At 50.8% G+C, this 23,078-nt stretch carries 23 protein-coding genes and 1 tRNA gene; 12 read left to right on the forward strand and 12 right to left on the reverse strand.

The window, feature by feature from the left end; all coding sequences use genetic code 11:
• Positions 1–34: 34 nt before the first annotated feature.
• From HMPREF9439_RS12530 to HMPREF9439_RS12550, 6 genes are all read left to right on the forward strand, one after another.
• Entirely contained in the window at positions 35–883 is an 849-nt protein-coding gene (locus HMPREF9439_RS12530; protein ID WP_008865141.1) for a DUF1801 domain-containing protein, read from the forward strand.
• Between the two features lie 126 nt (positions 884–1,009).
• Positions 1,010–1,153: a hypothetical protein gene (locus HMPREF9439_RS13255; RefSeq protein WP_008865142.1), complete on the forward strand. Its 144-nt coding sequence runs from the start codon at positions 1,010–1,012 to the stop codon at positions 1,151–1,153.
• 103 nt (positions 1,154–1,256) lie between these two features.
• Positions 1,257–1,460: a cytochrome oxidase putative small subunit CydP gene (cydP, locus tag HMPREF9439_RS12535; RefSeq protein ID WP_008810389.1), complete on the forward strand. Its 204-nt coding sequence runs from the start codon at positions 1,257–1,259 to the stop codon at positions 1,458–1,460.
• Positions 1,460–3,019 (forward strand): cytochrome ubiquinol oxidase subunit I, encoded by a 1,560-nt coding sequence (locus HMPREF9439_RS12540; RefSeq protein ID WP_008810388.1) that lies wholly within the window; start codon positions 1,460–1,462, stop codon positions 3,017–3,019. The genes cydP and HMPREF9439_RS12540 overlap by 1 nt, the downstream gene beginning before the upstream one ends.
• A gap of 12 nt (positions 3,020–3,031) precedes the next feature.
• The gene (gene cydB, locus HMPREF9439_RS12545) at positions 3,032–4,174 is read left to right on the forward strand and encodes a cytochrome d ubiquinol oxidase subunit II (protein ID WP_008810387.1); all 1,143 of its coding nucleotides are present in this window, start codon (positions 3,032–3,034) and stop codon (positions 4,172–4,174) included.
• Positions 4,175–4,332: 158 nt separating this feature from the next.
• Positions 4,333–4,593 (forward strand): cyd operon YbgE family protein, encoded by a 261-nt coding sequence (locus tag HMPREF9439_RS12550; protein ID WP_008810386.1) that lies wholly within the window; start codon positions 4,333–4,335, stop codon positions 4,591–4,593.
• Between the two features lie 55 nt (positions 4,594–4,648).
• Here HMPREF9439_RS12550 and HMPREF9439_RS12555 read toward each other — a convergent pair whose 3' ends face one another.
• Positions 4,649–5,587 (reverse strand): AEC family transporter, encoded by a 939-nt coding sequence (locus tag HMPREF9439_RS12555; RefSeq protein WP_008865143.1) that lies wholly within the window; start codon positions 5,585–5,587, stop codon positions 4,649–4,651.
• A gap of 90 nt (positions 5,588–5,677) precedes the next feature.
• Positions 5,678–6,112, reverse strand: a complete 435-nt coding sequence (locus HMPREF9439_RS12560; RefSeq protein WP_155165391.1) for a DUF4870 family protein — start codon at positions 6,110–6,112, stop codon at positions 5,678–5,680.
• Positions 6,113–6,249: 137 nt separating this feature from the next.
• Here HMPREF9439_RS12560 and HMPREF9439_RS12565 point away from each other — a divergent pair, with 137 nt between their 5' ends.
• From HMPREF9439_RS12565 to HMPREF9439_RS12575, 3 genes are all read left to right on the forward strand, one after another.
• Positions 6,250–6,906, forward strand: a complete 657-nt coding sequence (locus tag HMPREF9439_RS12565) for a response regulator (protein WP_008810383.1) — start codon at positions 6,250–6,252, stop codon at positions 6,904–6,906.
• Positions 6,906–8,258: a sensor histidine kinase gene (locus HMPREF9439_RS12570; RefSeq protein ID WP_008810382.1), complete on the forward strand. Its 1,353-nt coding sequence runs from the start codon at positions 6,906–6,908 to the stop codon at positions 8,256–8,258. Before HMPREF9439_RS12565 ends, HMPREF9439_RS12570 begins: the two co-directional genes overlap by 1 nt.
• 105 nt (positions 8,259–8,363) lie before the next feature.
• Positions 8,364–9,809 (forward strand): DegQ family serine endoprotease, encoded by a 1,446-nt coding sequence (locus HMPREF9439_RS12575; RefSeq protein WP_008865146.1) that lies wholly within the window; start codon positions 8,364–8,366, stop codon positions 9,807–9,809.
• Positions 9,810–9,867: 58 nt separating this feature from the next.
• Here the strand turns inward: HMPREF9439_RS12575 and HMPREF9439_RS12580 are convergent, their stop codons facing one another.
• From HMPREF9439_RS12580 to HMPREF9439_RS12590, 3 genes are read right to left on the reverse strand one after another with little or no spacing between them, the layout of a single operon-like run.
• The gene (locus tag HMPREF9439_RS12580) at positions 9,868–11,199 is read right to left on the reverse strand and encodes a class I adenylate-forming enzyme family protein (RefSeq protein WP_008865147.1); all 1,332 of its coding nucleotides are present in this window, start codon (positions 11,197–11,199) and stop codon (positions 9,868–9,870) included.
• A gap of 13 nt (positions 11,200–11,212) precedes the next feature.
• The gene (gene menB / locus HMPREF9439_RS12585; protein ID WP_008865148.1) at positions 11,213–12,067 is read right to left on the reverse strand and encodes a 1,4-dihydroxy-2-naphthoyl-CoA synthase; all 855 of its coding nucleotides are present in this window, start codon (positions 12,065–12,067) and stop codon (positions 11,213–11,215) included.
• A gap of 35 nt (positions 12,068–12,102) precedes the next feature.
• The gene (locus HMPREF9439_RS12590) at positions 12,103–13,074 is read right to left on the reverse strand and encodes a Bug family tripartite tricarboxylate transporter substrate binding protein (protein WP_240141167.1); all 972 of its coding nucleotides are present in this window, start codon (positions 13,072–13,074) and stop codon (positions 12,103–12,105) included.
• 70 nt (positions 13,075–13,144) lie between these two features.
• Between HMPREF9439_RS12590 and HMPREF9439_RS12595 the strand changes: the two genes are divergently transcribed.
• Entirely contained in the window at positions 13,145–13,789 is a 645-nt protein-coding gene (locus HMPREF9439_RS12595; RefSeq protein ID WP_008810377.1) for a TetR/AcrR family transcriptional regulator, read from the forward strand.
• Between the two features lie 154 nt (positions 13,790–13,943).
• Entirely contained in the window at positions 13,944–14,591 is a 648-nt protein-coding gene (locus HMPREF9439_RS12600; protein WP_008810376.1) for a MarC family NAAT transporter, read from the forward strand.
• A 66-nt stretch (positions 14,592–14,657) separates the two neighbouring features.
• On the opposite strand, the gene glmS is transcribed toward HMPREF9439_RS12600, so the two are convergent.
• The 6 genes from glmS to HMPREF9439_RS12630 form a co-directional block, all read right to left on the reverse strand.
• A complete protein-coding gene (gene glmS / locus HMPREF9439_RS12605) occupies positions 14,658–16,484 on the reverse strand; it encodes a glutamine--fructose-6-phosphate transaminase (isomerizing) (RefSeq protein WP_008810374.1) in 1,827 nt (608 codons plus the stop codon).
• Between the two features lie 13 nt (positions 16,485–16,497).
• The gene (gene glmU, locus HMPREF9439_RS12610) at positions 16,498–17,853 is read right to left on the reverse strand and encodes a bifunctional UDP-N-acetylglucosamine diphosphorylase/glucosamine-1-phosphate N-acetyltransferase GlmU (protein ID WP_008865149.1); all 1,356 of its coding nucleotides are present in this window, start codon (positions 17,851–17,853) and stop codon (positions 16,498–16,500) included.
• Positions 17,854–17,870: 17 nt separating this feature from the next.
• Positions 17,871–19,334, reverse strand: a complete 1,464-nt coding sequence (locus HMPREF9439_RS12615) for a high affinity choline transporter 1 (protein ID WP_008865150.1) — start codon at positions 19,332–19,334, stop codon at positions 17,871–17,873.
• Positions 19,335–19,480: 146 nt separating this feature from the next.
• Positions 19,481–20,413 (reverse strand): Tim44 domain-containing protein, encoded by a 933-nt coding sequence (locus tag HMPREF9439_RS12620; RefSeq protein ID WP_008865151.1) that lies wholly within the window; start codon positions 20,411–20,413, stop codon positions 19,481–19,483.
• Between the two features lie 13 nt (positions 20,414–20,426).
• The gene (gene ubiE / locus HMPREF9439_RS12625; RefSeq protein WP_008865152.1) at positions 20,427–21,191 is read right to left on the reverse strand and encodes a bifunctional demethylmenaquinone methyltransferase/2-methoxy-6-polyprenyl-1,4-benzoquinol methylase UbiE; all 765 of its coding nucleotides are present in this window, start codon (positions 21,189–21,191) and stop codon (positions 20,427–20,429) included.
• A gap of 1 nt (position 21,192) precedes the next feature.
• Positions 21,193–21,603, reverse strand: a complete 411-nt coding sequence (locus tag HMPREF9439_RS12630) for a gamma-butyrobetaine hydroxylase family protein (protein WP_008810369.1) — start codon at positions 21,601–21,603, stop codon at positions 21,193–21,195.
• Between the two features lie 130 nt (positions 21,604–21,733).
• Between HMPREF9439_RS12630 and HMPREF9439_RS12635 the strand changes: the two genes are divergently transcribed.
• Positions 21,734–21,810, forward strand: a tRNA-Arg gene (locus HMPREF9439_RS12635).
• A gap of 13 nt (positions 21,811–21,823) precedes the next feature.
• Here HMPREF9439_RS12635 and HMPREF9439_RS12640 read toward each other — a convergent pair.
• Positions 21,824–23,077: a peptidase U32 family protein gene (locus HMPREF9439_RS12640; protein WP_008810368.1), complete on the reverse strand. Its 1,254-nt coding sequence runs from the start codon at positions 23,075–23,077 to the stop codon at positions 21,824–21,826.
• Position 23,078 lies beyond the last annotated feature (1 nt).

Raw genomic sequence — 23,078 nt, forward strand, 5'->3', positions numbered from 1 at the left:
TTTGCCTAAGTTTTTGGTTTTTGGAGGAAATTTAATGAGTCCTACCGCAACTACCGTAGGAGGCTATCTTAGAGATTTGCCGGCGGATAGACGTGTCGCTATGGCCCGCGTTTGCAGCATGATTCGTCGCTCTGCGCGTGGCGTCAGAGAGAGCATGCGTTACGGTTTGGCTTTGTATGAACTCCAGGGGCCGCTCTTTGCTCTTGAATCCACCGAAAAGAGAATGATTCTGTTCATCGCCGAACCGTCCGTTCTCGAAAACTATAAGTCTCTTCTCACCGGTGTCCTTGAGGATAGAAGCGCCATTGAGTTCATCGATCTTAATCGCATTCCGTTGGACAGTCTTGAGAAAATCGTCAGAGACTCTGTTGCAGCAAGAAGAGAAAGACTCAAAACCGGAAAAGCTCCAACCCAGAAAGAACTCTTAGTTCTCTGGAAAATCAACGAAGAAGATGCCAAGGCACCTCCTCCTGTCGTGCGCATTCCGATGAAAGAGGAAGTCACGGAAGAAACTGTGGTTGAAGCTGTCCCCGAAGAACCGAAAGAACCCGTCGAAATCCTTCGTGCACCTACTTTCAAGGATCCGGCAATGACGGCCAGCAGCAGACCGAGAGTCAAAAAAGCTGCAACAGAAGAAAAACCTGTCAAACGCACTCGCGCCAAAGCAGCCAAGGACGATTCCGCCGCACCGAAGAAAGCGACCGCTGCCAAGAAAACAACGACTAAGAAGTCTTCGGCAAAAGAGGAACCGGCTTCCGCAGGCGACGAGTCTAAAAAAGCCGCTGCACCTAAAAAAGCAGCTGCCGCAAAGAAAACCGCAGTGAAGAAGGCCTCGGCAAGAAAGACCGCCGCTAAAAAAACAACTGAAAAAGCAGAAGCCTAACCGCTCTGAAATACAAATGAGACTCCGGCATCGTCCGGAGTTTTTTATGGCCTTTTTAGGCAGAGAAGTTAAAAATCAGCTTTTATCAGGCGAAAATACCCACAAAGTATTACTTTTGGGGAATCAATGGAACAAAAAGAGAAAAAGAAATTGTGGAAGTGGCTGGTTGTCGCAGTCGCCCTCATCTTCTTTGCATTTATGGCGATCCTGCCTTTTGCATGGGAAGACGGAGACGACGTGCCGGCGCCCAATCCCACGATAGAAAACTGATTAATACAAAAATATCTTGCTTGATTTGGTTCGGGACTTCTCTCTTTAGGGATTCTGAATCTACAATTAGTTACGTTTAGAAACTTTCGGAAACTTATCCTCTATGGCAGTAAAAAACTCAGACCGCTCCTCCGAGCGGCTAGGAATCAAACTGGCTGTGGTCATCGGCTGCAAAATCGCTCTGATCACGGTCATTTTCTTCCTTTTCTTCGGCCCGGAAACGAAGACGGACCAAAGTGCTGAAGCTGTCAGCGCAAGGTTTCTTAACACTCCTTCTGTTGTTAATACCGTTCAAGGACAAAAATAATGATCTCAACTGAATTAGTTGACCTGTCACGGCTCCAGTTTGCTGCTACGGCAATGTATCACTATTTATTCGTGCCTCTCACCCTCGGACTCTCCATGCTCCTCGTAGCGATGGAGGCTTGTTACGTAGTGACGGGCAAACAGGTTTACAAAGACATGGTGAAATTCTGGGGAAAACTCTTCGGAATTAACTTTGCTTTGGGTGTGACCACCGGTATCACCATGGAGTTCCAGTTCGGAACCAACTGGTCATACTATTCTCACTATGTGGGCGATATCTTCGGCGCTCCGCTGGCGATTGAAGGTCTCATGGCCTTCTTCCTAGAGTCCACTTTCATCGGTCTCTTCTTCTTCGGCTGGTCTCGTCTCAAGAAGGGAACCCACCTGCTCTGTACATTCCTCATGGCTTTGGGCTCTAACCTCTCCGCTCTGTGGATTCTGGTCGCCAACGGCTGGATGCAGAACCCAGTCGGTGCAACCTTCAATTACCAAACCATGCGAATGGAGATGACGAACTTCTTTGACGTCTTCCTCAGCCCCTGGGCCCAGGCCAAATTCTTCCATACCGTCTCTGCCGGCTACTGCACCGGCGCCGCTTTCGTTCTGGCTATTTCTGCCTGGTACATGCTCAAAGGCCGCGACATGGATTTTGCTAAACGCAGCTTCCGCATCGCCGCTGTCTTCGGCTTAGTGGCCGCGATCTTCACCGCTCAGCAGGGCGATGAATCTGGTTACCTCGTCGCTCAGGATCAGCCTGCAAAAATCGCCGCGATGGAAGGCCTTTGGGAAACCGAACCTGCGCCTGCTCCGATGGCTCTCATTGCGTTTGCCGACCCCGAACTGAAGAAGAATACCTTCGAAATCACTATTCCCTGGCTCGCCGGCATCCTGTCTACCCGCTCCTTGGATAAGCAGATTCCCGGTCTGAACCAGATCATTGCGGAAAACAAAGAACGTATCACTCAAGGTGTGGTCGCTGTCAAGGCTTTGGAACAGCTTCGTAAGAATCCGAACGATGCTCAGGCTAGAGCCACGTTCGAAGAACACAAGAAAGATCTCGGTTTCGGCCTGCTGACTAAGAAGTATCAGCCCGACACCAATAAAGTCACGGAAGCTCAGATCCAGCAGGCTGCCAATGACTCGATTCCGTACTCCATCAATTCCATGTTCTACGCTTTCCGTATCATGGCCGGAGCCGGTGTCGCCCTTCTGCTGATCTTCGGACTTTCCGTTTACTACTCTCTGCGCAGAGTGGCTGCAGAAAAACGCCTTTGGCTCAAGCTCGTGCTCTTTGCAGTCCCGCTCCCCTGGATCGCTTGTGAGGCCGGCTGGTTTGTTGCCGAGTACGGCCGTCAGCCTTGGACCATTTGGGAAATCCTCCCGACTCACCTCTCCGTCTCCTCTCTGTCTGTCGGTTCGTTGTGGGGCTCTTTGGGCGCCTTAGTATTCCTCTACACAGGTCTGTTAATTGTGGAAGCATGGCTCATGGTGCGCTTTGCTAAGCTCGGTCCCAGCTCTTTAGGAACCGGTGCCTATCACCACGAACAAGCTGCTAAGTAAAGGACAGTGACTATGTTTATCGATTACGAAATACTTAAACTCATCTGGTGGCTGTTCATCGGCGTTCTGTTAGCCGGTTTCGCCGTCATGGACGGTCAGGATATGGGCGTCGGAACGCTTCTGCCTTTCATCGGTAAGAATGACGACGAACGCCGTGTCATGATCAATTCTGTCGCTCCTCACTGGGACGGCAACCAAGTTTGGTTCATTACCGGCGGCGGTGCCATCTTTGCCGCTTGGCCTTTGATCTACGCAACAGCCTTCTCCGGCTTCTACTGGGCCATGCTGCTGGTTCTGTTCGCGCTCTTCTTCCGTCCGGTCGGCTTCGACTACAGAAGTAAGATCGCCAACAAGACTTGGAGAAATTCCTGGGACTGGCTCCTTTTCGTCGGCAGCTTTGTTCCGCCGGTGGTCTGCGGCGTCGCCTTCGGTAACTTGCTCGAAGGTGTACCGTTCCACTTCGACGATCATCTGAGAAGTTTCTATACCGGCTCCTTCTGGGCCCTTCTCAATCCGTTTGCCATCCTCTGCGGTTTGGTATCCATCGCCATGATCGTTGCCCAGGGCTCAAACTACTTAGTCTTGAGATCCGAAGGTGTGCTTCAGCAAAGAGCCAAGATCTGCGGACAAGTCTCTTCCTTGCTGTTCATCGTCTTGTTCCTGCTTGCCGGCGTATGGGTGTATATGGGAATTGACGGGTTTGTCATCACTTCCGCGATTGACCCCAACATGCTTCCGAACCCGCTGAATAAGACTGTGGAAGTCCAGGCCGGTGCCTGGTTTAAGAACTTCTCCGACTATCCTGTTCTCTGGACATTCCCTGCACTCGCGGTTGTAGGCGCTCTGATTTCCTTCCTCAGCGTCAGCAAGCTTAAGGCTGGCGTCGCTATCGTCTTCTCTTCGTTAGCTGAAATCGGAACTGTCTTCACACCGCTCGTTGCGATGTTCCCGTTCCTGATGCCGTCCTCTTCGAACCCGATCTCCTCTTTGACGATTTGGGACTGCACAAGCTCTCAGCTCACGCTTTTCACCATGCTGATCGTTACCCTGATCTTCCTGCCGCTGGTTCTCATCTATACCGGCTGGGCCTATAAGGTGATGAGCGGAAAACTGACGAATAAGATGATTCAGGAAAACTCGAAGAATCTTTATTAATCCAACATAACTATGCTGCCCGTGTGAGCGGGCAGCCGGAGTAAGCAATGACATACTTAGCTTGGATCTGTGCAGTTCTCTTCATGATCTGCCTTTCTGCCCTGGCTACCCTCGGATTCGATTTCCCGAAGCAGTCCGACCAAGAGAAATAGAAGCGCATGAGGATTCTTTCTTTCCTGATTGCCTTATCAGTCGCAGCCTTTGTGATTATTTATCCGCGTGCGATTGCTTCTGATATGAGCTCTGTACCGCATGGCTGGCTTGTCCTTCTTCTTTTAGGAATGAGCTTCTGCTTTGTCTACGGAGTAGGCTTCAAAGCCAGAAATCGATTCTTAGCCTTCTTATTCTCCCCGCTGGTCGCATGGACCTGTGTCGGAGTGGCAAGTTTCATGATTTTTTTTCAGACACCCGTAGCCTGACAGTTTCTGTCATCAAAAGCCTCGCTGGCCTCCGGCCTCGAGGCTTTCTTTGTCTCTAAAGAAAATTAAACAGAGAGGTCATAAGCGGAACCGTGAGCATCGAAAGACAGGTCGTGAGCAGCAAAGCGTTGGCAACCGGCCCCTCTATCACTTCGAATTCCTGCGCCATGATATAAACGTTCACGCCGACCGGAAGGCTCGCCAATAGGCAAGCCGCCTGCCGCTCTATTCCGGTAATTCCGAACAAGAGACACAGAAAGAAAACCGTCGTCGGCTGTATAAAAAGCTTCAGAACAATTGAAGCTCCCGTCAAGCGGATATGAGAAGAAAGCTTGTAGCGGCTAAGTCCCGTCCCGACGGAGAACAATGCGACCGGAGTGGCAGATGCAGAAAGTAAGCTCAGACTTTTCTCAAAAGGTCCGGGAAGACCGATGTCTGTCCATGAGCTCAAAAACCCGAGCAGGATTCCGATAATCACCGGATTCTTTATCGTTCTCCACAGACCTTCGAAACAAGTGCCCCAAACGGATGCCTCACGGCTTCGGGAAAGCTCCACGCCCACAGTGACGGCTACCCAAAGTAAAAAGACATTCAGCGAAACGATAAACGAGATGGACGGAACGCAATTTTCGCCGAGCAGAGAAATAGCAAGCGGGATTCCGAGCTGGACATTGTTGGAAAAGATCGCGCTCATTCCGAAAACAGTACTTTCATCACCGCGCAAATGAAAACTTTTTCGGCCGATTAAGAAGGTAAACAGAAAAACCAGAGTGCACGAGCCGAAGTAACCCAATCCGATGTTCCAGTCGGGCGCCGGCAAATTCGAAGCCCCGCGAATGGTTTGGAAAAGAAGGCAGGGAATTGCAATGTTGAAGGCAAACTTAGCCAGCCCCTTGCCGACATTAAAGTCAATAAGGTTGACTTTCGCGGAAAAGAATCCGAGTCCGACGAGAAAAAATAACGGGAACGCGAGCAAAAAATTCTGAAGAATCATCCTTCTGCACCTTGTGCGACGAGGCCTCGGTATCTCGAGGCCGATCAGAGAAAATTCTATTGAACTGTTTGTCTCGCTTTCAATTCAGGATTACATGGGCATCGGCCGACCGTCGGACAATCTCATCCAGCCGTAAACAATGCGATAGCACACCCAGATCCCGAGCACGACAAAGCCGACAATCCAAATAACAAAGCCGATCAGGAATACGGCAAGCGCAAGCCCGAGGATCCAAACAATGACGATCCACAGCAGCGCGTACCAGAACGTGCGAATCTGCCAGGAGAAATGACTGTCTAAGTAGGTTCCGCGCACGTCGCTGCGCTCAACGTAATTGATGATGACGGCAATAATGGAAGGCCATCCGAAGACAAAGGCCGTCGCGATAGAGGCACCGGTAAAGACACCGATCAAAATGGATAGTGCATGCAGTGCATAAACCACGCGAGTAACCGTCACTAAACTTGGGGGAACCGGAGCCCTCGGCACCTCGTTCTCATCCGTTACAATCGGATAATCGTTCATATGCGCCTCCATCCTTTATGGCGTATCGTAATAGCTGATAATTTTTTACACCAACTATAGCGAGATAGTCTCGGTACTTGTGCTTTTTGAGTTCTCGAGAATGAAACACTGTGCAAATTTTGGTATCGGAGAATGAGATGAGAATTCTGTTAGTAGAAGACGACGAAATGATTGGGGAAGCCGTCGCTGACGGCCTTAAAGGAGAAGGGTATGCCGTCGACTGGGTAAAAGACGGAAACTCTGCGATCATTGCCCTGGATACCACTCCGTTTTCTTTAGTCATTCTTGACCTCGGCCTGCCCGGCAAGGACGGCCTCGCTGTATTAAAGGAAATCCGTTTCCGTAAAAATCACACGCCTGTCCTCGTCACAACCGCCCGCGATACCGTAAACGACCGCATTGAGGGTCTCGATGCCGGTGCCGACGATTACCTCATCAAGCCTTATGACTTAGATGAGCTGAGTGCTCGAATCCGTGCGCTTCTGCGCCGTTCGGCCGGAAGAAGTGATCCGATCATTCGCAGAGGGCGCCTCACCATTAATCCTTCGACGCGCGAAGTGCTCTTTAACGGAGAATCCGTACTCTTATCCAGCAAGGAATACGCGCTTTTATTTGCCTTGGCCGAGCGTCCTGGAATCGTATTGTCCAGAGCTCAGCTGGAAGAAAAACTCTACAACTACGAATCTTTAATCGGCTCCAACGCAATTGAGGTTCATATTCATCATCTTCGCAAAAAACTCAGTGAAGACAGTATCAAGACCGTCCGCGGCGTAGGCTACGTCCTCGAAACCTAATGTACTCAATTAAGACCCGGCTCCTCGTTGCCCTAAGCATCGTACTGGCACTGACAACCATAGCCACGGGAGCCGCTATGTATTACTCGGTCCAGCGGGAGGTCGACCGCCTGCTGGATGACTCCCTGCGCGAAGTCGCTCTTTCCTTTGACAATATTCGCTCTCAGGACGTCGTACAGCTCAAGCGCCGCTTCGGCAACCGAGAGCAGAGCATCGTCGTACAAATTTACGATCCGATCAGCGGCACCGTTGCCTTGTCCAGACGGATGGAATCCCTGCCGGTAATGGACCGCGTGGGCTTTTCTGACTTCCAGCTGGACGGCAAGACATGGCGCGCGTATACCTTTTTAAATCCGTACGGCCAGATTGTCGAGGCCGCACAGCCGAGATTTATCCGCAGCGAAATCGCGTTTCAAACGGCTAAGCCGGTCCTGCTCCCGCTTTTTGTCATGATCCTGCTGGTCGGACTTGTGGTTTGGGTCATCATCGGACAAGGCTTTCATGCACTTAATAAAACGACGGGAGCCATTGCCAGAAGGTCTCCGACCTCTCTGCAGCCTCTGTCCATGAAGGGCATGCCGCGAGAGATTGTGCCCTTGGTGAACGCCTTAAACGACCTTTTAGGCCAGCTCGGAGAAAGCATTAAGGCCCAGCAGCGATTTGCTTCCGACGCCGCCCATGAACTTCGAACACCCTTGACCGCGCTCACACTGCAAATTCAGCTCGCCGAACGAGCAAAGACGGATGAGGCTAGGGCAAAAGCGTTCGGACGGTTAAAGGACGGCGTTAAGCGTGCAACTCGACTCGTGACTCAGCTTCTCACGATGGCTCGCCTCGACCCGGACAACCGCTCCAGACCTTTCCTTCCCGTGGACATGACGCAGCTGGCTCGTTCCGTTGCAGAAGATCTCAGTCCCATCGCCGAACAGAAGCACATTCATTTGTGGGCAGTGTCGGAAACACCGACGGTCGTGGTTGCAAACGAAGACGCCCTTCGGCTGCTGCTGACGAATTTATGCGATAACGCACTGCGCTACACCCCTGAAGGCGGCGAAATACGAATTGAGACCCTGATCAAGGATACGGAAGCCTCGATCCGTGTCTGCGACAACGGTCCCGGAATACCTGAAGCCGAACGCGAAAGAATCTTTGAACGTTTCTATCGAGCGGAGGGAACGAAAACGATTCCGGGCACCGGCCTCGGATTGGCGATTGTGCGGCGCGTCGCAGAGCTGCACGGAGGCAAACCGTCTATTTCCGAAGGCATCGGAGGAAAGGGCGTCTGCTTCAGCATCGACTTTCCCATCTGCAAGGCTGCCGTAGAAGATCAACCCCCTGAGGCTGATGAATAGATGACATAATTTTTTACCTTAGCTCTTTGAAGATTAAGGCTTAATTAAGTCCGAAACTTAATATAGAAAGCAATTTTCCGCTCATTTCTTAGGAGAAAAGGAAGCATGTTTTTCAATAAGCTCCTTAAGCCGGCTGTCCTGACCATCGCTTGTGCAGCGGCCTTAACTGCCGGTTCTTTCGGCAACGTATCCTTCTTTCATGAAGCCCACGCTCAGACTTCCCAGCTTTCCGGTCTGCCCGACTTTACAAAGTTAGTCGAGGACAACGGTAAAGCCGTCGTCAGTATTTCGACAGTTAAAAAAGCAAAGCGCCTCGGACCGCAAAACGGCGTGCCTGACGAGCAGCTTGAAATGCTCCGCCGTTTCGGTTTTCCTTTCCCCTTCGGGGATTTCAACGGCCCGGGTATGACACCCGAACGCCGCGGCCAGGGTTCCGGCTTCATCATCGATCCTAACGGCATCATTCTCACAAACAATCACGTCGTCGACGGCGCCGATGAAGTCACCGTGCACCTCACTGATAAACGTGAATTTAAAGCTAAAGTCATCGGTACGGATCCGAAAACCGATATTGCCGTCATCAAGATTGAAGGCAAAAACCTCCCCGTCGTAAAACTGGGAAAATCCGATGACGTCAAGGTCGGAGAATGGGTGGCCGCTATCGGCGCCCCCTTCGGGCTGGACAATACGGTCACCGCGGGGATTGTTTCCGCTAAAAGCCGTAACCTTCCCGACGAACAGTTCGTTCCGTTCATCCAGACCGACGTTGCCGTCAACCCCGGTAACTCCGGCGGTCCGCTCTTCAACATGAAGGGAGAAGTCATCGGTATCAACTCCCAAATCTTCTCCACTTCCGGCGGTTTCATGGGCCTGTCCTTTGCCATCCCGATTGATCTGGCTGTTCAGATCAAAGACGAGCTGATGAAAAACGGCAAGGTCTCCAGAGGAAGACTCGGCATCCTGATGCAGCAGCTCACGCCTGAATTGGCAAAGAGCTTTAACCTGAAGGACGCTAAAGGCGCCCTGATCGCTCAGATCGAAAAAGACGGTCCTGCCGATAAGGCCGGTCTGCGTGACGGAGACATCGTCATCGAATACAACGGCAAGCCGATAGCCGATATCAGAGAACTGTCTCAGGCCGTTGCTTCGACAAAGCCGGGAGCCAAGGTCAAAGTAAAGGCAATGCGCGAGGGCAAGCCTGTCAACCTCGTCATCGTGGTCGGAGAGATGCCCACCGACGGCAAATTGAACTTTAAGAAGCCTGCCGCTTCTCAGAACAATGCCCTCGGCGCCAATGTCAGACCGCTCAATGACAAAGAAAAGAAACGCGTTTCCAACGGATTGTTTGTCGAGTCTGTCTACGGAGCAGCCGCTGAAGCCGGAATGCGAAGAGGTGACATCATCATTAGCGCCGGCGGTAAAAAGATCCGCACCGAAAAGGACTTAAACGAAGTCGTCAGCAAAGCCAAAGGCAGCCTGGCGGTTCTCGTTGACAGGAACGGAAGTCGAGAATTCATTCCCGTGAAACTTTCGGATGAAGCGAAGAAGTAAGCGGTAAAAAACTGCTTTCCATATAACAAACGGCTCTGGAAACGAGCCGTTTGTGTTTTTAGTGTTTGTAGTGAAGGGTCCGGAAGGCTGCCTCTTTCAGATTGTCGGCATTCCGATCCGGTTTGCCGGCTTTTGTTTTCGGGAGCTCCTTTACCCAGGCAATCCGTCGAGGAGACTTATAAGAAGCCAGGATAGGCTTGAGTCTTAATGCCAGTTCTGCATCGGAAGGCAATTTCTGCTCATCTTTCGGAACGAGCAGCGCCGTCACAATGGCACCCCAAGTCTCATCGGGCAGACCTAAAACCAACGCCTCTTTAACCTCGGGAATTGTTTCCAGCGCCTCTTCAACTTCCGCAGGATAGACATTTTCTCCGCCGCTCAGGATGACGTCCTTACGACGGGCAAAGACGCGCACAGAGCCGTCCGGATCGACTTCTCCGATATCTCCGCTGTCAAACCACGCGCTGGGCACCAAGGGCTCTCTTCCCCAATAACCGTGCATCAGCATCGGTCCTTTGATGAAGAGGTGTCCGTCTTCTGACTTTATCTGTACGCCTTTATTGATTTTTCCGCTTCCGGAAGTGCGTTGATAGCGTTCCGCAAACGGTGTTGTCACGACATTGCTTGCCGTCTCTGTCATCCCGTACGTCAGAATAATCGGGATGCCTTTTTCCTCGGCCTCCGCTTTCAGCTTTTCTGAAGTCGGAGCCCCGCCGACTAAAAGCGCTTTTAATGTTTTTAACGGGCGCCATTCGGGCGCTTCATCAAAAATCATGCGCAGCATCGTCGGAACGATAGAAGAGTAGGTAACGTGATCAACCTCCAGACGGCGCAGGTATTCTTTCGGAGAAAACTTCGGCCCGAGCGCAATTGCCGATCTTGCGATCAAAGACCGCGTCAGAATGGAGAAGCCTCCGATACGTGCGGGTGAAATCGACAGCTGCCAAACATCGCCGGGACTCAGAGGAATGTTGTCTCGAGAGGCCTCGGCGCTGGCAGTCAATGCTTCTCGGGTAAGGATCGCGGGCTTAGGCAGTCCCGTAGTTCCGGAAGTAAACAAGATGACAGCCGTATCTTCCGGCAAATGATGATCCAGTCCTTCAACACTTGAGAGGAGCGTATTGCGTTCGTGCTCGGTAAGACCCGGATGGAGAAGCAGGATCGGCTGCTTTCGCTCCAAGAGCGCGAAGACCTTAATCAGCGTCTCAAGATCAGGACGGGCAACAAGCGGGTAAGGGCGCGCGTCACCGAGTCGAGGCAGGATGTCTCGGACCTTTTTGGCAAGTTCCCTGTACGTCAGACAATCACCGTTGCTGCGGACGGCCACAGCATCAGGAACTTCCTCTGCTGCGGCCAGAACCGACAGTTTGTGATCTAAATCGATCGACATATTCCCTCTCGGCTTAGGGGAGACGAGGGAACTTCTTAAAGTTAGGACGACGCTTCTCAAGGAAAGCCTCTTTACCTTCCTTGCCTTCTTCGGTCATGTAATACAGGAGGGTGGCGTTGCCTGCAAGTTCCTGCAAACCGGCTTGACCGTCGCAGTCCGCATTCAGGGCGGCTTTCAAGCAGCGAATAGCAATCGGAGAATTGGCAAGAATCTCACGGCACCACTGCACGGTTTCGGCTTCCAGTTCTTCATAAGGAACCACCGTGTTCACTAAACCCATTTCCAGTGCTTCTGTCGCGTCATAGAAACGGCAAAGGAACCAAATTTCGCGAGCCTTCTTCTGTCCGACAATGCGGGCCATGTAGGATGCACCCCAGCCGCCGTCAAAAGAACCGACGCGGGGACCGGTTTGACCGAAACGTGCATTGTCAGCAGCAATCGTAAGATCGCACATCATGTGAAGAACATGACCGCCGCCGACACACCATCCGGCAACCATTGCAATGACGGGTTTCGGGCAGGTTCTGATCTGACGCTGGAAATCCAAAACGTTCAGACGCGGAACGCCGTCGCCGCCGACATAGCCGCCGTTGCCGCGAACCTTCTGGTCTCCTCCTGAGCAGAAGGCATCTTTTCCTTGGCCGGTAAGAATGATGACACCGATGTTTTCGTCGTCACGAGCGTCTGCCAAAGCCGTTTCCATTTCTCTAACGGTCAAGGGACGGAATGCATTGCGCACCTGCGGACGATTAATCGTAATTTTGGCAATCCCTTCTTCTGATTTCTCGTAAAGAATATCTTCGAAATCTCCGGCCTTTTTCCATTCCGGGACTCGGGGAAGATGTGACGTATCCAACATCGGCTGCATTTTTAATTCCTCAATACGTAAATAATGGGCAAATTTTAGTGGCTATCTGCTTTGATTTCAGAAACAAGCGAGTTCCATTTCGGTTTTTCTGCCGCAATAAAGGCTGCAAATTCATCTGCGCCCGAAAATACCGGTTCCGCGCCGAGCTTTAAGATTTTTTGCTTGGCATCTTCCGAGTTCTTTAATGCCTTAATGGCATTGGAGAATTTTTCTACTACGGGAGCCGGCGTTCCCTTCGGCAGCACGAATCCGTCCCAAGCGTAAAGTTCATAACCGTCGACACCGGCCTCTTTCATCGTCGGGACTTCAGGGGCAGCTGTCAGTCGTTCGGGCGTCGTAACGGCAAGGGCCTTTAAGGCTCCTTTGCGGATGTGAGGAAGAACGTTGCTGCTCACGTCGATCATGAAAGGAATACGGCCGGCCAATACTTCAACCAGAGCCGCCGCGCCGCCTGCATGGGGAATATGAGTAAGTTTTGTGCCTGTTACCTGAGCAAAATACTGACCCGCGAGGTGGCTTGTGGTCCCCACGCCTGAGGAGGCGAAATTAACTTCACCGGGATGCTCTTTGGCGTACTTGATCAAAGAGGGTAAATCCGTCACGCCGGGAATTGCTTTCGGATTTAAAACCATGATCAAACCGATCTTAGAAAGTTGTCCGACGGGGATCAGATCTTTCATCGGATCGAAGTTTGTCGTCTTGTAGAGGAGCGGGTTGACGCAGAAGATGCCGTTCGTGACGTAGCCGAAGGTCTTGCCGTCAGGAGCAGCCTGTACGACCGAGCTTGTGCCGATATTGCCGCCGGCTCCCGGACGATTCGCAATCCATACCGTGCTCCCTAAATTCTTGGACAAATATTCAACTTCGGACCGAGCCAGGTTGTCTCCGCCGCCGCCCGGAGGAAAAGGAACCACCAAACAAACTTCTTTTTTCTCTTGAGCAAAGGCCGGTGCCTGAGTCATTAACAATAAGGAGATAAGGCTCAGCCCGAAATTACGTCTTTTCATATTGTTACCCATAAAATAATGTACCGTATGGTACAGTACATTCACTGATGCCACGCACAGAGCTCTCAAAATGAAGACTGAAATCGTTCCGAAAAGTAACACTCCTAAAACAAAACGAGGAGAAGATCGCCAAAAGAAGCTATTAAATACGGCGATTAAAGTATTTTTGGAACACGGCTACGAGGGAGCATCTCTGGAAAAGATCATCCTTGACGCCGGCGGCTCTCGCTCAACCATCTATTCGTTATACGGATCCAAGAAAGGACTTTTTCTCGCCTGCCTGAAGAGTTTGGTGGAAGAGGTCTATTTCGCATACGCAGAACATTACGACGAGTCTCGTCCTTGGGAAGAGGAGCTCATTGTTTTCGGAAGAGTCTTCCTGACATCCATCTTGGATGATCGGGCCGTCAATACTTCGCGCCTCATCTTTTCTCAAGCCGCTAAAGACCCGGATATTGGAAACTGGTATTACACCGAAGGAGCCGAACTAAGTTACCTTTGCTTTGCCAAAGTACTGGAAAACAAGCTCCCGTTAAGTCTTGAGGAACTCAAACCGCTGGCGCAGCATTATATCGAAATGCTTAAGGCTGACCTCTACATGAAACGTCTCTGCGGCGTCTCTGTTTCTTTGAACGACCAAATCATCAGCGATGAAGTTCGTCTCTGCGCCGATATTTTTATCAAATATCTCAAATCTAGAATGACACAGACTTAAGCTGCCGATACTGCAGCGCAGAGTTGTCTGCAAAAACAAGACCTCCTGAAGATCCGCTTCATTCCCTTAGGCGTTATCCCTAGAAAGTCATTTTTTCTTCTTTCAGTCGTCTTATCATTCAGCTTAATTTTTTAGTTACCTCGATTTTCGGGTCATGCTCGATTCCTTCTATTTGCAATACCTCTTCGGCGGATTTGTCAGTCTCATTGTTATTACAAACCCGCTCTCTAAGATTCCGCTTTTCATCAGTTTGACGCAGGGCATGTCGTTAGACGTGCGTAAAAAGCAGGCTAACTGGTCCTGCTATTACGCTGCAGCCATCATGTTGGTAAGTCTGGCTGCCGGAAACCTGCTTCTCGTCTTCTTCGGCATCTCTTATGGAGCGCTTCGTATTTCCGGTGGTTTTGTCGTCGGGATCATCGGCTACCAAATGCTCTTCGGTTCCCGAGATCAAGGAGGTGCCCCGGTTGTGCGCCGTGACAAGGATGACTATTCCTTCTTCCCGATTGCCATGCCGGGCATCAGCGGCCCCGGTACGATCGCCGTTGTTATCGGTATTGCTTCCGAAATCGCTGAACTTCCCAACGTTATGGACATGGCCGGTGCGTTTTTCATGACCGGCGTCGCCATCGTTTTAACCTGCGCCGTCACCTGGATCGTTCTGCGTTCGGCAGATTACATCTCCGGCCGTTTAGGACCGTCGGGCACTGCTGTACTGACCAAACTGATGGGCTTCCTGCTTATCTGTATCGGCGTGCAGTTCATCGGCTCCGGCATCAGAACCTTCATTGCAGGTTCCTAAAGCTCATACCCAGCAAAAAGCCGGCGATTTCGCCGGCTTTTTGCTTTTGGAGTCCAAACGAGACGATTATTCCGTCGTCACGCTCTTAGCCAGGTTTCTCGGTTTATCCACATCCGTTCCTTTTGCGATGGCTGTGTGATAAGCCAGCAGCTGGAGAGGAATGACATGAAGAATCGGAGAAAGAACGGCGTAATTTTCCGGAAGCTGAATAACATGCATACCCTCGGACGGCTGGATGTTGCATCCTTGGTCTGAGAACACGAACAACTCACCCTTACGTGCACGAACTTCTTCCATGTTGCCTTTGAGTTTCTCCAAAAGCTCATCGTTCGGGGCGACCGTGACAACCGGCATTTCTGCATCAACCAGTGCCAGAGGTCCGTGCTTAAGTTCTCCGGCCGGATAGCCTTCGGCATGTAAGTAGCTGATTTCTTTCAGCTTCAATGCGCCCTCTAAGGCGATCGGATAATGCATCCCGCGTCCCAGGAACAAAGCGTTGTTCTTCTGCGCAAATACAGAGGCCCACTCTTTGATCTCGTTTTCTTTTTCGAGAATTGCACGCATTGCCTCAGGCAGGTGGCGCATGTCTTTCAAACGAGCTTTTTCCTCCTCTTCAGACAGCAAGCCTTTTTCTTTGGCAATCGCCGAGGTCATCAGGAACAAGGCTGCGAGCTGAGTGGTAAAGGCTTTCGTGGAAGCGACACCGATCTCTACACCTGCACGAGTAATGTAATGTGCACGAGTCCTTTTCACCATGGCGCTCGTTGCGACATTGCAAATCGTCATCGTCATGTCCATGCCCAGGCTCTTGGCATGTTCCAGCGCTGCGAGCGTATCAGCGGTCTCTCCTGACTGAGAGATCGTAAGAACCAGCGTATCTTTATCAGGGACTGATTCGCGGTAACGGTATTCGCTGGCAATTTCCACGTCACAGGGGACTTTTGCGAGAGATTCCAGCCAGTACTTAGCAACCATGCCCGCGTAATAACTCGTGCCGCAGGCAAGAATCAGGACGCGTTTGAGGCGCTTAAACATGGCGGGCGTTTCATGTCCGAAGATAGAGCTGGAAATACCGACAACACCTTCCAAGGTATCGGAAATCGCCTGAGGCTGCTCAAAGATTTCCTTCTGCATGTAATGCGTGTACGGTCCGAGCGCAATGTTCTGGCTGAAACCTTGAACAACCGAGACGGGACGCTCAACGCGGACAAACTGATCGCCCTGAAGATTGTAAATCTCGGCGGACTGCTGCCGAACATCGGCAACATCGCCGTCTTCGAGATAAATATAACGGTCGGTAACGCCGGCTAAGGCCATGGGATCGGAGGCAACGAAGTTTTCGTTTTCTCCTAAAGCAATCACAAGTGGAGCGGCGACGCGTGCCGCGACAATGCGGCCTGGTTCATCTTTGCAGGAAATGGCCAAGGCGAAAGCGCCGCGAATGCGGCGCAGCACGTTTTCTACCGCTCCCAGCAAATCGCCTTTGTAATAATAGTGGACTAAGTGAGCAATCACTTCGGTATCGGTCTGACTGACGAATTCGTAGCCTTTACCGATCAGCTCTTCTTTTATGGCGGCGTAATTTTCAATGATGCCGTTATGAACCACGGCAATCTGATTATTGGAAAAAAGCGGATGCGTATTGCGAATTTCAGGTGCCCCGTGTGTAGCCCATCTGGTATGAGCAATACCTGTGGAACCTTTAACTTCGTCTTCTTCCGTTTGTCTGATCAGATCTTGAACACGCTTAACCGTTCTGGAACGCTTAAGCTGACCGTCATCGACGACAGCGACACCGCAGGAGTCGTACCCGCGGTACTCCATGCGACGAAGACCTTCCGTCAGAATGGGAACAATATTTCTATAGCTGACCCCGGCAACAATTCCGCACATAGTTTGATAATCCTTATTTCTTTTTGACCGGGCGTTTCCAGCCCTTAATTTCTGTTTGTTTCACACGACTGATGACAAGTGTGTTGTCATTGACGTCTTTGGTCACTGTCGTTCCTGCGCCTACTGTCGCACCTTTGCCGACTTTCACCGGCGCTACCAGCTGTGTGTCGCTTCCGATAAAACAATCGTCTTCAATAACGGTTCTGAATTTGTTGGCACCGTCGTAGTTGCAGGTAATGGTTCCTGCTCCGATATTGACGCCGGAACCCATCGTTGTATCACCGATATAAGTCAGGTGATTAACTTTCGATCCTTTGCCTATTTCGCTCTTCTTAATTTCGACAAAGTTTCCGATGTGTACTTCATCGGACAAAGCGGTTCCCGGACGCAGGCGCGCAAACGGGCCGATTTTGACCGTGTCTCCGACGACAGCCTGATCAAAGTGCGAGTAAGCATCGATGACCGTTCCATCGCCGATTTTGGTGTTCTTTATGACGCAGTACGGTCCGACGACTACGTTGTCTCCGAGGACCACGTCTCCTTCAAAAATACATCCGACATCGATGAAAACATCTTTGCCGCAGGTTAAGGATCCGCGGATATCGATGCGGTTCTTATCCGCCAGACGAACACCTTTCTCCAGCAGTTCTTTCGCCTGACGGAGCTGAAATGCGCGCTCTAAGCCCTCAAGCTGAACTTTGCTGTTGGCGCCTTCAACTTCCCAAGCATCCTGAGCCTTGAAAGTTTTGATTTCACGGCCTTCGGCCGCCGCCATAGCAACAAGATCCGTCAAATAGTATTCCTGCTGTTTGTTATCGTTTTTAAGGTTACCGAGCCAGCGTTCCATCTCTTTGGAAGGAAGGACCATAAAGCCGGTGTTCACTTCCTTAATGGCTCTCTGCTGCTCGGAAGCATCCTTTTCTTCAACGATGCCGATTACCTTGCCGTCTTCTCTCAAGATGCGTCCGTAGCCTTTCGGATTGTCCAGATCAATGGTTAAAAGAGCAAAACCGTCACCGGCGGTTTTTTCAAGTGCCGAAAGCGTTTCCGTAGAAATCAGCGGCACATCTCCGTAAAGAATGAGCGTCGGTTCGTCGGGATTGATCGCCTCGAGTGCTTGCTGCACGGCGTGTCCGGTCCCTTTCTGCTCCTTTTGAAGGACGAATGTGACCGGCTGATCCGCCATAGCTTCTTTGACTTCTTCTGAGCCGTGCCCGACTACGAGGATAATTTTTCCGGCATCGGGAAGCCTTCTTGCAGCTTCCACAACATGTTTGAGCATAGCCTTGCCGCCAACCGGCTGAAGGACTTTAGGCAGATGCGAATACATCCGTTTGCCGAGGCCGGCTGCCAAGATAACGATATTCATAAAAAGAAGAATTAAGGTTATTGAGCAATATAGAGATACTTGTCTTTGTTTTCCTGCCAATTGCGAACGCACTCGCGATTAGCACGAAGCGGGAGAAGAGATCCGATGACCTGTCCGAGTCCGGCAGCCAGGAAGCCGCCGAGCAGTGCAGGGAATTCTTCTCCGAGTCCTGAGAACGAGAGAACGATCCAGACAGCGGAGCCGGCGATGATAGAAAGCCAGCAGCCCAGAGTTGTCGAACGTTTCCAGTAAAGGCCGAGTGTTAAAGGCCAGAAGGCGCCGATAACCGGGAACTGATAAGCCATTGCTGCCAGTTCATAAATCGGCGTGCCTTCCATGAGAAGTGCATAAGTCAGAACGCCGATAGCGAAAACCACCAGAGAAATACGCATCGCCTTCAATTCTCTCTGGTCGCTCAGAGGCATCAGGTTTCTCAAAACGTTTTCTACGAAGGTCGTTGTCGGAGCCAGCATCGTGGCAGAAGCCGTCGACATCACGGCGGACAAGACTGCTCCGAAGAACATAATTCTGAGCCACAAAGGCATGTATTCCTTGATGAAGGTCGGCAGAATTTCCTGCGGAGCATCAGCCATCAGCTTGGAAGCAAGTTCCGGCGCACCGACGGTTGCAGCGATGACAATAAACATCGGAACGAAAGCAAACAGCAGATAAAAAGAGCCGCCTAAGATCGGACCGTAGCAGGCGATCTTTTCACTTTTCGCCGACATCACGCGCTGGAAAACGTCCTGCTGAGGAAGCGATCCGATCATCATTGTGATGGCCGCGGAAATCCAGAACATCCAGGATTTGAAATTGTTTTCCGGCAGGATTCTGAAAAGGTCATTTTGTACGGCATACTCGGTCACCTTGCCGGGGCCTCCGGCCATGGAGCCGGCGAAATAGGCCACCAGTACAAGACCGATCACGATAATGATCATCTGGAAGAAGTCGGTCAGGGCCACCGACCACATACCGCCGAAAACCGTGTAAATTAAAACCACAATCGTGCCGACGATCATCGCATTGCTGACCGAAACGTAACCTTCGGTCAGAAGATGAATAACGAGTCCAAGTGCTGCGACTTGAGCGGCAACCCAGCCGAGATAAGAGAGTACGACAAAGATGGAACAGCAGAGTTCAACCGAAACTCCGTAACGGCGTCTGTAAAAGTCACCGATCGTCAGCAGACTCATTCGGTACAGCTTTCGGGCGAAGAACATACCGACGAGGATAAGAGCCATACTCGATCCGAAAGGCTCTTCAACAACGCCTTCTAAACCGTTTTTAATGAATTGGCCGGGAAGCCCGAGTACGGTTTCGCTTCCGAACCAAGTAGCAAAAGTTGCCGTAATCACCATGACCAGCGGAAGCGAACGTCCGGCCAAAGCGTAGTCGGTTGTACTACGAACTCGTGTCGCGGCAAAGAGACCGATAGCGACCGTGCAGAGCAAATATAAACCAACGAACAGAGTCAGTTTCACTGCTTCTAGACCCTCAGAAAAATGACTAAAAAACGGGGCTGACTAATACACGTCACTCCGGCCTTAAGTCTTTTAATTGTAGATAAAAAGTGGGAGCCTTAAAAGAAAAACGGGGCCTAAGCCCCATTTTTCGTAAAAATACAACTTTAGGCTTGCTGAATGCCGGCTAATAGCCAGCCAGTCTTGCCTTCCTTCGGCTTAACCAGGTTCCAGATTTCTTTGATTTCTGTCGGTTCGCCGTTTTCCTTCAAGCTGCCGGTAAAGAGAACGGAAGCGACGTACTCTGTCGGAGTAGTTTCAAATCCGGCCAAGGAAGCATTCAGATTGACGATTTCCGTCAGGTTTGCGCCCTTAATCTCGCGGCGTTTATGCGTGAGTTCAATGAACAGGTCATCTGTCGTGTAGTTGGCCAGATCGTCCATATCTCCACTGTCCCAAGCTTTTTGAAGCATCTTGAAGTAAGCGGTGGACATGTTCAGGAACTCTTCCTGGTTGAAATCGGCAGGAGCACCGTAGGTGGATTCCGAAGCTGCCGCAGGCTCATCGGAAAACTGATCCATTGCGGAACCCGGACGAACGGCCTGAGCAGGATTGAAGGCCGGCTGTTCTCTCACAGCGGCTTCGCTTCTGCTTTGTCCGAAGTCGGCATCCTGAGTCGGCTGAGAGGCAGGAGCGCCGGCAGATGCTGCGGCAGAAGCTCCGCTCTTGCGGGCGGCGAAGAAGCGGAATGCCACAACGGCCAACAGGATAAGCGTCAGAATCATAAGCATCTGGGCAAATCCCTCACCGAGACCGAGCATATTGGCTAAAGCCATAAAGCCCAATGCAGCGGCTGCGCCGATCAGGAGGCGCTTGCCCATGCTCATCGGAGCCTTGGCAGCAGCACCGGCAGCCGCAGCTGTTGCCGGACGCTTAGTGGCAGCAGCGGAAGGAGCTTTGAAGGGAGTAGAAGGAGCTGCCTTCGGAACGCTCATAGAACGACCGAAACTTGCACCGCCTCCGAGTCGGGCAGCCGAGGCATCCAATGTGATGGATACCAGAGAGAGACCAATAAGGAGCGCTGCTAAGAATTTTTTCATGTAGATCCTCAAATTAGTTTTTATATCCGATATGTAAAGCCGTGATCCCAAAGGTTAAATTCTTCCATTCAACCCTCTCGAACCCAGCCTCGCGCATGATTTTAGCAAGAGTTTTTTGATCGGGGTGCATCCGAATCGACTCTGCGAGGTAACGATAATTTTCAGAGTGTCCTGCGATCTTTGCCGAAAGAAACGGCATTACTTTAAAGGAGTAAAAGTCGTAGAAAGGACGCATCAAAGCTACCGGTTTTGAGAACTCCAAAACCATGAGTCTGCCGCCCGGTTTTAAAACCCGCTGCATTTCTCTGAGCGCCCGATCCTTGTGCGTCATATTCCTTAAGCCGAAGGACACAATAAGGACATCGAAATATCCGTCAGGAAAAGGCAGATACTCCGCATCACATGTGAGAACATAAGGATGGTAGCCGGCATTTTTAAGACGCTCATCTCCGATCTTCAGCATCTCATGATTGATATCGGACAGCCACACCTCTCCGGTACCTGAAAGTTTCTTCTGAACCAGAAGGGACATATCACCGGTTCCTCCGGCAATATCCAAAACTTTCATACCCGGCTGAATTTCAGCTCGATCAATTGCATACTGTTTCCACAGCCGATGCATTCCGAATGACAAAACGTCATTCATCAAATCGTATTTCGGAGCAACTTGGTCAAAAACAGCCTTTACCTGTTTTTCTTTGTCGGCTTCTTTAACTTTCGAAAAGCCGAAATCTGTCAGTTTTTCAGCTCGATTCTCTTTTTGGTTCTGTTCGTTCATATCAGTGATGGCTCGGGCACTTCTTCTTAGGCGGCTCTTCAAAACGTTTATTAGCAGGATCGTTGGGGTCTCGGCTCGCACCGGCCGCTTTCAAATCCTCCAAGTACGCCTGCCAGAGTGAGTCTTTGTTCTTGCCTAATTCTTCCAAGTAGTCATAGGAGTAAATTCCGCTGTCGTGTCCGTCGCTGAATTTAATTTGCAAGGCATAGGATCCGATAGGAAGAATTTCCAAGACATCGACATCACGTTTGCCGACCTGGAGCTTTGCCTGGTCGGGCGTATGGCCTTGAACTTCTGCAGAAGGAGAAAATACTCTTAAAAATTCGAAGGGCAGCTCATAGCGATCACTCCCATACTCAATTGCGAGGAGTCGGGATTTCTTTTTTAACTCGATACTGGTAGGTAATTTCATACAATCTCCTTTGCGCAAGATTTTAAAGTTAAAACCCTGACTTTTTAGTTCTCGTCCTGAAGTTTTATCCGAGGAAAGGCGTGTTTGGATTTGCTTTCTTCTGTTTTGCTTAGGTAAAATGGTTAACTTCGCACCCGTAGCTCATTTGGATAGAGTACTGCCCTCCGAAGGCAGGGGTAGTGGGTTCGACTCCCGCCGGGTGCGCCATCCTCCGGAGCACTTATAGCTCCTCGTTTACCACCGATTTCAAAATATAGAGCTTGTCGTTCTCTCGAATTTTTTCCTTAAGTTTGAAAGTGACGTGCTCTCCCTTTAAGACCCTTTCCACCGGTTTTTCATCTACGTACGGATTATCGAGCGTGGCATAGACTGCACCTGTCGTCGGACCGGTAATGAGAAGCTTATCTCCGGCATTAAGTTCAGCCGCCTGCACCAAAAATTCGGCAACCTGAGCTTTGGAAAAATACTTAATCCCCTTACCGGCGTAAATCTTTCTCTCAGTCGCCTGTGAACCGTAACGGTTGCTCCATTCGCCCATAGTCTGACCGAGATAATAACCGCCCCAAAAGCCGCGGTTATAAACGGTCGCCAACTGAGCATCCCAGGCTTTGCTGATCTCTTCATTCCATTCACCCGTCAGAGCTTGGCGAATCGCCTGATCGTATGCCTCTACGACGGTTCTGACATATTCAGGACCGCGTGCTCGGCCTTCAATCTTAAAGACGCGAACCCCGGCCTTGATCATCTGATCCATGAAGCCGATTGTCTTAAGATCCTTCGGCGACATGATGTACTGATTGTCAATTTCCAGCTCGACATCACGCTCTTTGTCCTTAACGATATAGGCGCGTCTGCACGTCTGCATACATGCACCTCTGTTTGCGCTTTTTCCTGCATTATTCAGGCTAAGGTAGCACTTGCCGCTCACTGCCATACATAAAGCACCGTGACAGAACATTTCGATTCTGATCAGGTCGCCTTTAGGACCGGTAATGCGCTGCTGCTGGATCTCATCGTAGATCCGTTTTACCTGACGAAGATTCAGCTCTCTTGCCAGAACAACAACATCGGCGAACTGGCTGTAAAACTTCAGCGCCTCCACGTTGGAAATATTAAGCTGCGTGGAAAGGTGAACTTCTACCCCTTTTTGCTTGCAGTACATCATAACGGCAGCATCCGAGGCAATCACCGCAGATATCTTGGCTTCTTTTGCCGCATCAACGATTTGTCTCATCAGCGGCAAATCTTCGTCGTAAATAACCGTATTCACGGTTAAATAACTCTTCACGCCTCGTTCGGCACAAAGCGAAGCAATCTCTTTGAGATCGTCGATCGTAAACTCATTGGCTGATTTTGAACGCATGTTCAGCGTTCCGATGCCGAAGTAAACGGAATCTGCTCCGGCCTGAAAGGCCGCGGCCAATGACTCGCGAGACCCCACCGGGGCCATAATTTCAAAATCTTTTCTATCCATA

The sequence above is a fragment of the Parasutterella excrementihominis YIT 11859 genome, assembly GCF_000205025.1.
Lineage (GTDB): Bacteria > Pseudomonadota > Gammaproteobacteria > Burkholderiales > Burkholderiaceae_F > Parasutterella > Parasutterella excrementihominis.

Excerpts from the sequence above, each read along its gene's own strand:
- HMPREF9439_RS12530 (WP_008865141.1), top strand. The coding sequence starts at position 35 with ATGAGTCCTACCGCAACTACCGTAGGAGGCTATCTTAGAGATTTGCCG.
- HMPREF9439_RS13255 (WP_008865142.1), top strand. The coding sequence starts at position 1,010 with ATGGAACAAAAAGAGAAAAAGAAATTGTGGAAGTGGCTGGTTGTCGCA.
- cydP (WP_008810389.1), top strand. The coding sequence starts at position 1,257 with ATGGCAGTAAAAAACTCAGACCGCTCCTCCGAGCGGCTAGGAATCAAA.
- HMPREF9439_RS12540 (WP_008810388.1), top strand. The coding sequence starts at position 1,460 with ATGATCTCAACTGAATTAGTTGACCTGTCACGGCTCCAGTTTGCTGCT.
- cydB (WP_008810387.1), top strand. The coding sequence starts at position 3,032 with ATGTTTATCGATTACGAAATACTTAAACTCATCTGGTGGCTGTTCATC.
- HMPREF9439_RS12550 (WP_008810386.1), top strand. The coding sequence starts at position 4,333 with ATGAGGATTCTTTCTTTCCTGATTGCCTTATCAGTCGCAGCCTTTGTG.
- HMPREF9439_RS12555 (WP_008865143.1), bottom strand. The coding sequence starts at position 5,587 with ATGATTCTTCAGAATTTTTTGCTCGCGTTCCCGTTATTTTTTCTCGTC.
- HMPREF9439_RS12560 (WP_155165391.1), bottom strand. The coding sequence starts at position 6,112 with ATGAACGATTATCCGATTGTAACGGATGAGAACGAGGTGCCGAGGGCT.
- HMPREF9439_RS12565 (WP_008810383.1), top strand. The coding sequence starts at position 6,250 with ATGAGAATTCTGTTAGTAGAAGACGACGAAATGATTGGGGAAGCCGTC.
- HMPREF9439_RS12570 (WP_008810382.1), top strand. The coding sequence starts at position 6,906 with ATGTACTCAATTAAGACCCGGCTCCTCGTTGCCCTAAGCATCGTACTG.
- HMPREF9439_RS12575 (WP_008865146.1), top strand. The coding sequence starts at position 8,364 with ATGTTTTTCAATAAGCTCCTTAAGCCGGCTGTCCTGACCATCGCTTGT.
- HMPREF9439_RS12580 (WP_008865147.1), bottom strand. The coding sequence starts at position 11,199 with ATGTCGATCGATTTAGATCACAAACTGTCGGTTCTGGCCGCAGCAGAG.
- menB (WP_008865148.1), bottom strand. The coding sequence starts at position 12,067 with ATGCAGCCGATGTTGGATACGTCACATCTTCCCCGAGTCCCGGAATGG.
- HMPREF9439_RS12590 (WP_240141167.1), bottom strand. The coding sequence starts at position 13,074 with ATGAAAAGACGTAATTTCGGGCTGAGCCTTATCTCCTTATTGTTAATG.
- HMPREF9439_RS12595 (WP_008810377.1), top strand. The coding sequence starts at position 13,145 with ATGAAGACTGAAATCGTTCCGAAAAGTAACACTCCTAAAACAAAACGA.
- HMPREF9439_RS12600 (WP_008810376.1), top strand. The coding sequence starts at position 13,944 with ATGCTCGATTCCTTCTATTTGCAATACCTCTTCGGCGGATTTGTCAGT.
- glmS (WP_008810374.1), bottom strand. The coding sequence starts at position 16,484 with ATGTGCGGAATTGTTGCCGGGGTCAGCTATAGAAATATTGTTCCCATT.
- glmU (WP_008865149.1), bottom strand. The coding sequence starts at position 17,853 with ATGAATATCGTTATCTTGGCAGCCGGCCTCGGCAAACGGATGTATTCG.
- HMPREF9439_RS12620 (WP_008865151.1), bottom strand. The coding sequence starts at position 20,413 with ATGAAAAAATTCTTAGCAGCGCTCCTTATTGGTCTCTCTCTGGTATCC.
- ubiE (WP_008865152.1), bottom strand. The coding sequence starts at position 21,191 with ATGAACGAACAGAACCAAAAAGAGAATCGAGCTGAAAAACTGACAGAT.
- HMPREF9439_RS12630 (WP_008810369.1), bottom strand. The coding sequence starts at position 21,603 with ATGAAATTACCTACCAGTATCGAGTTAAAAAAGAAATCCCGACTCCTC.
- HMPREF9439_RS12640 (WP_008810368.1), bottom strand. The coding sequence starts at position 23,077 with ATGGATAGAAAAGATTTTGAAATTATGGCCCCGGTGGGGTCTCGCGAG.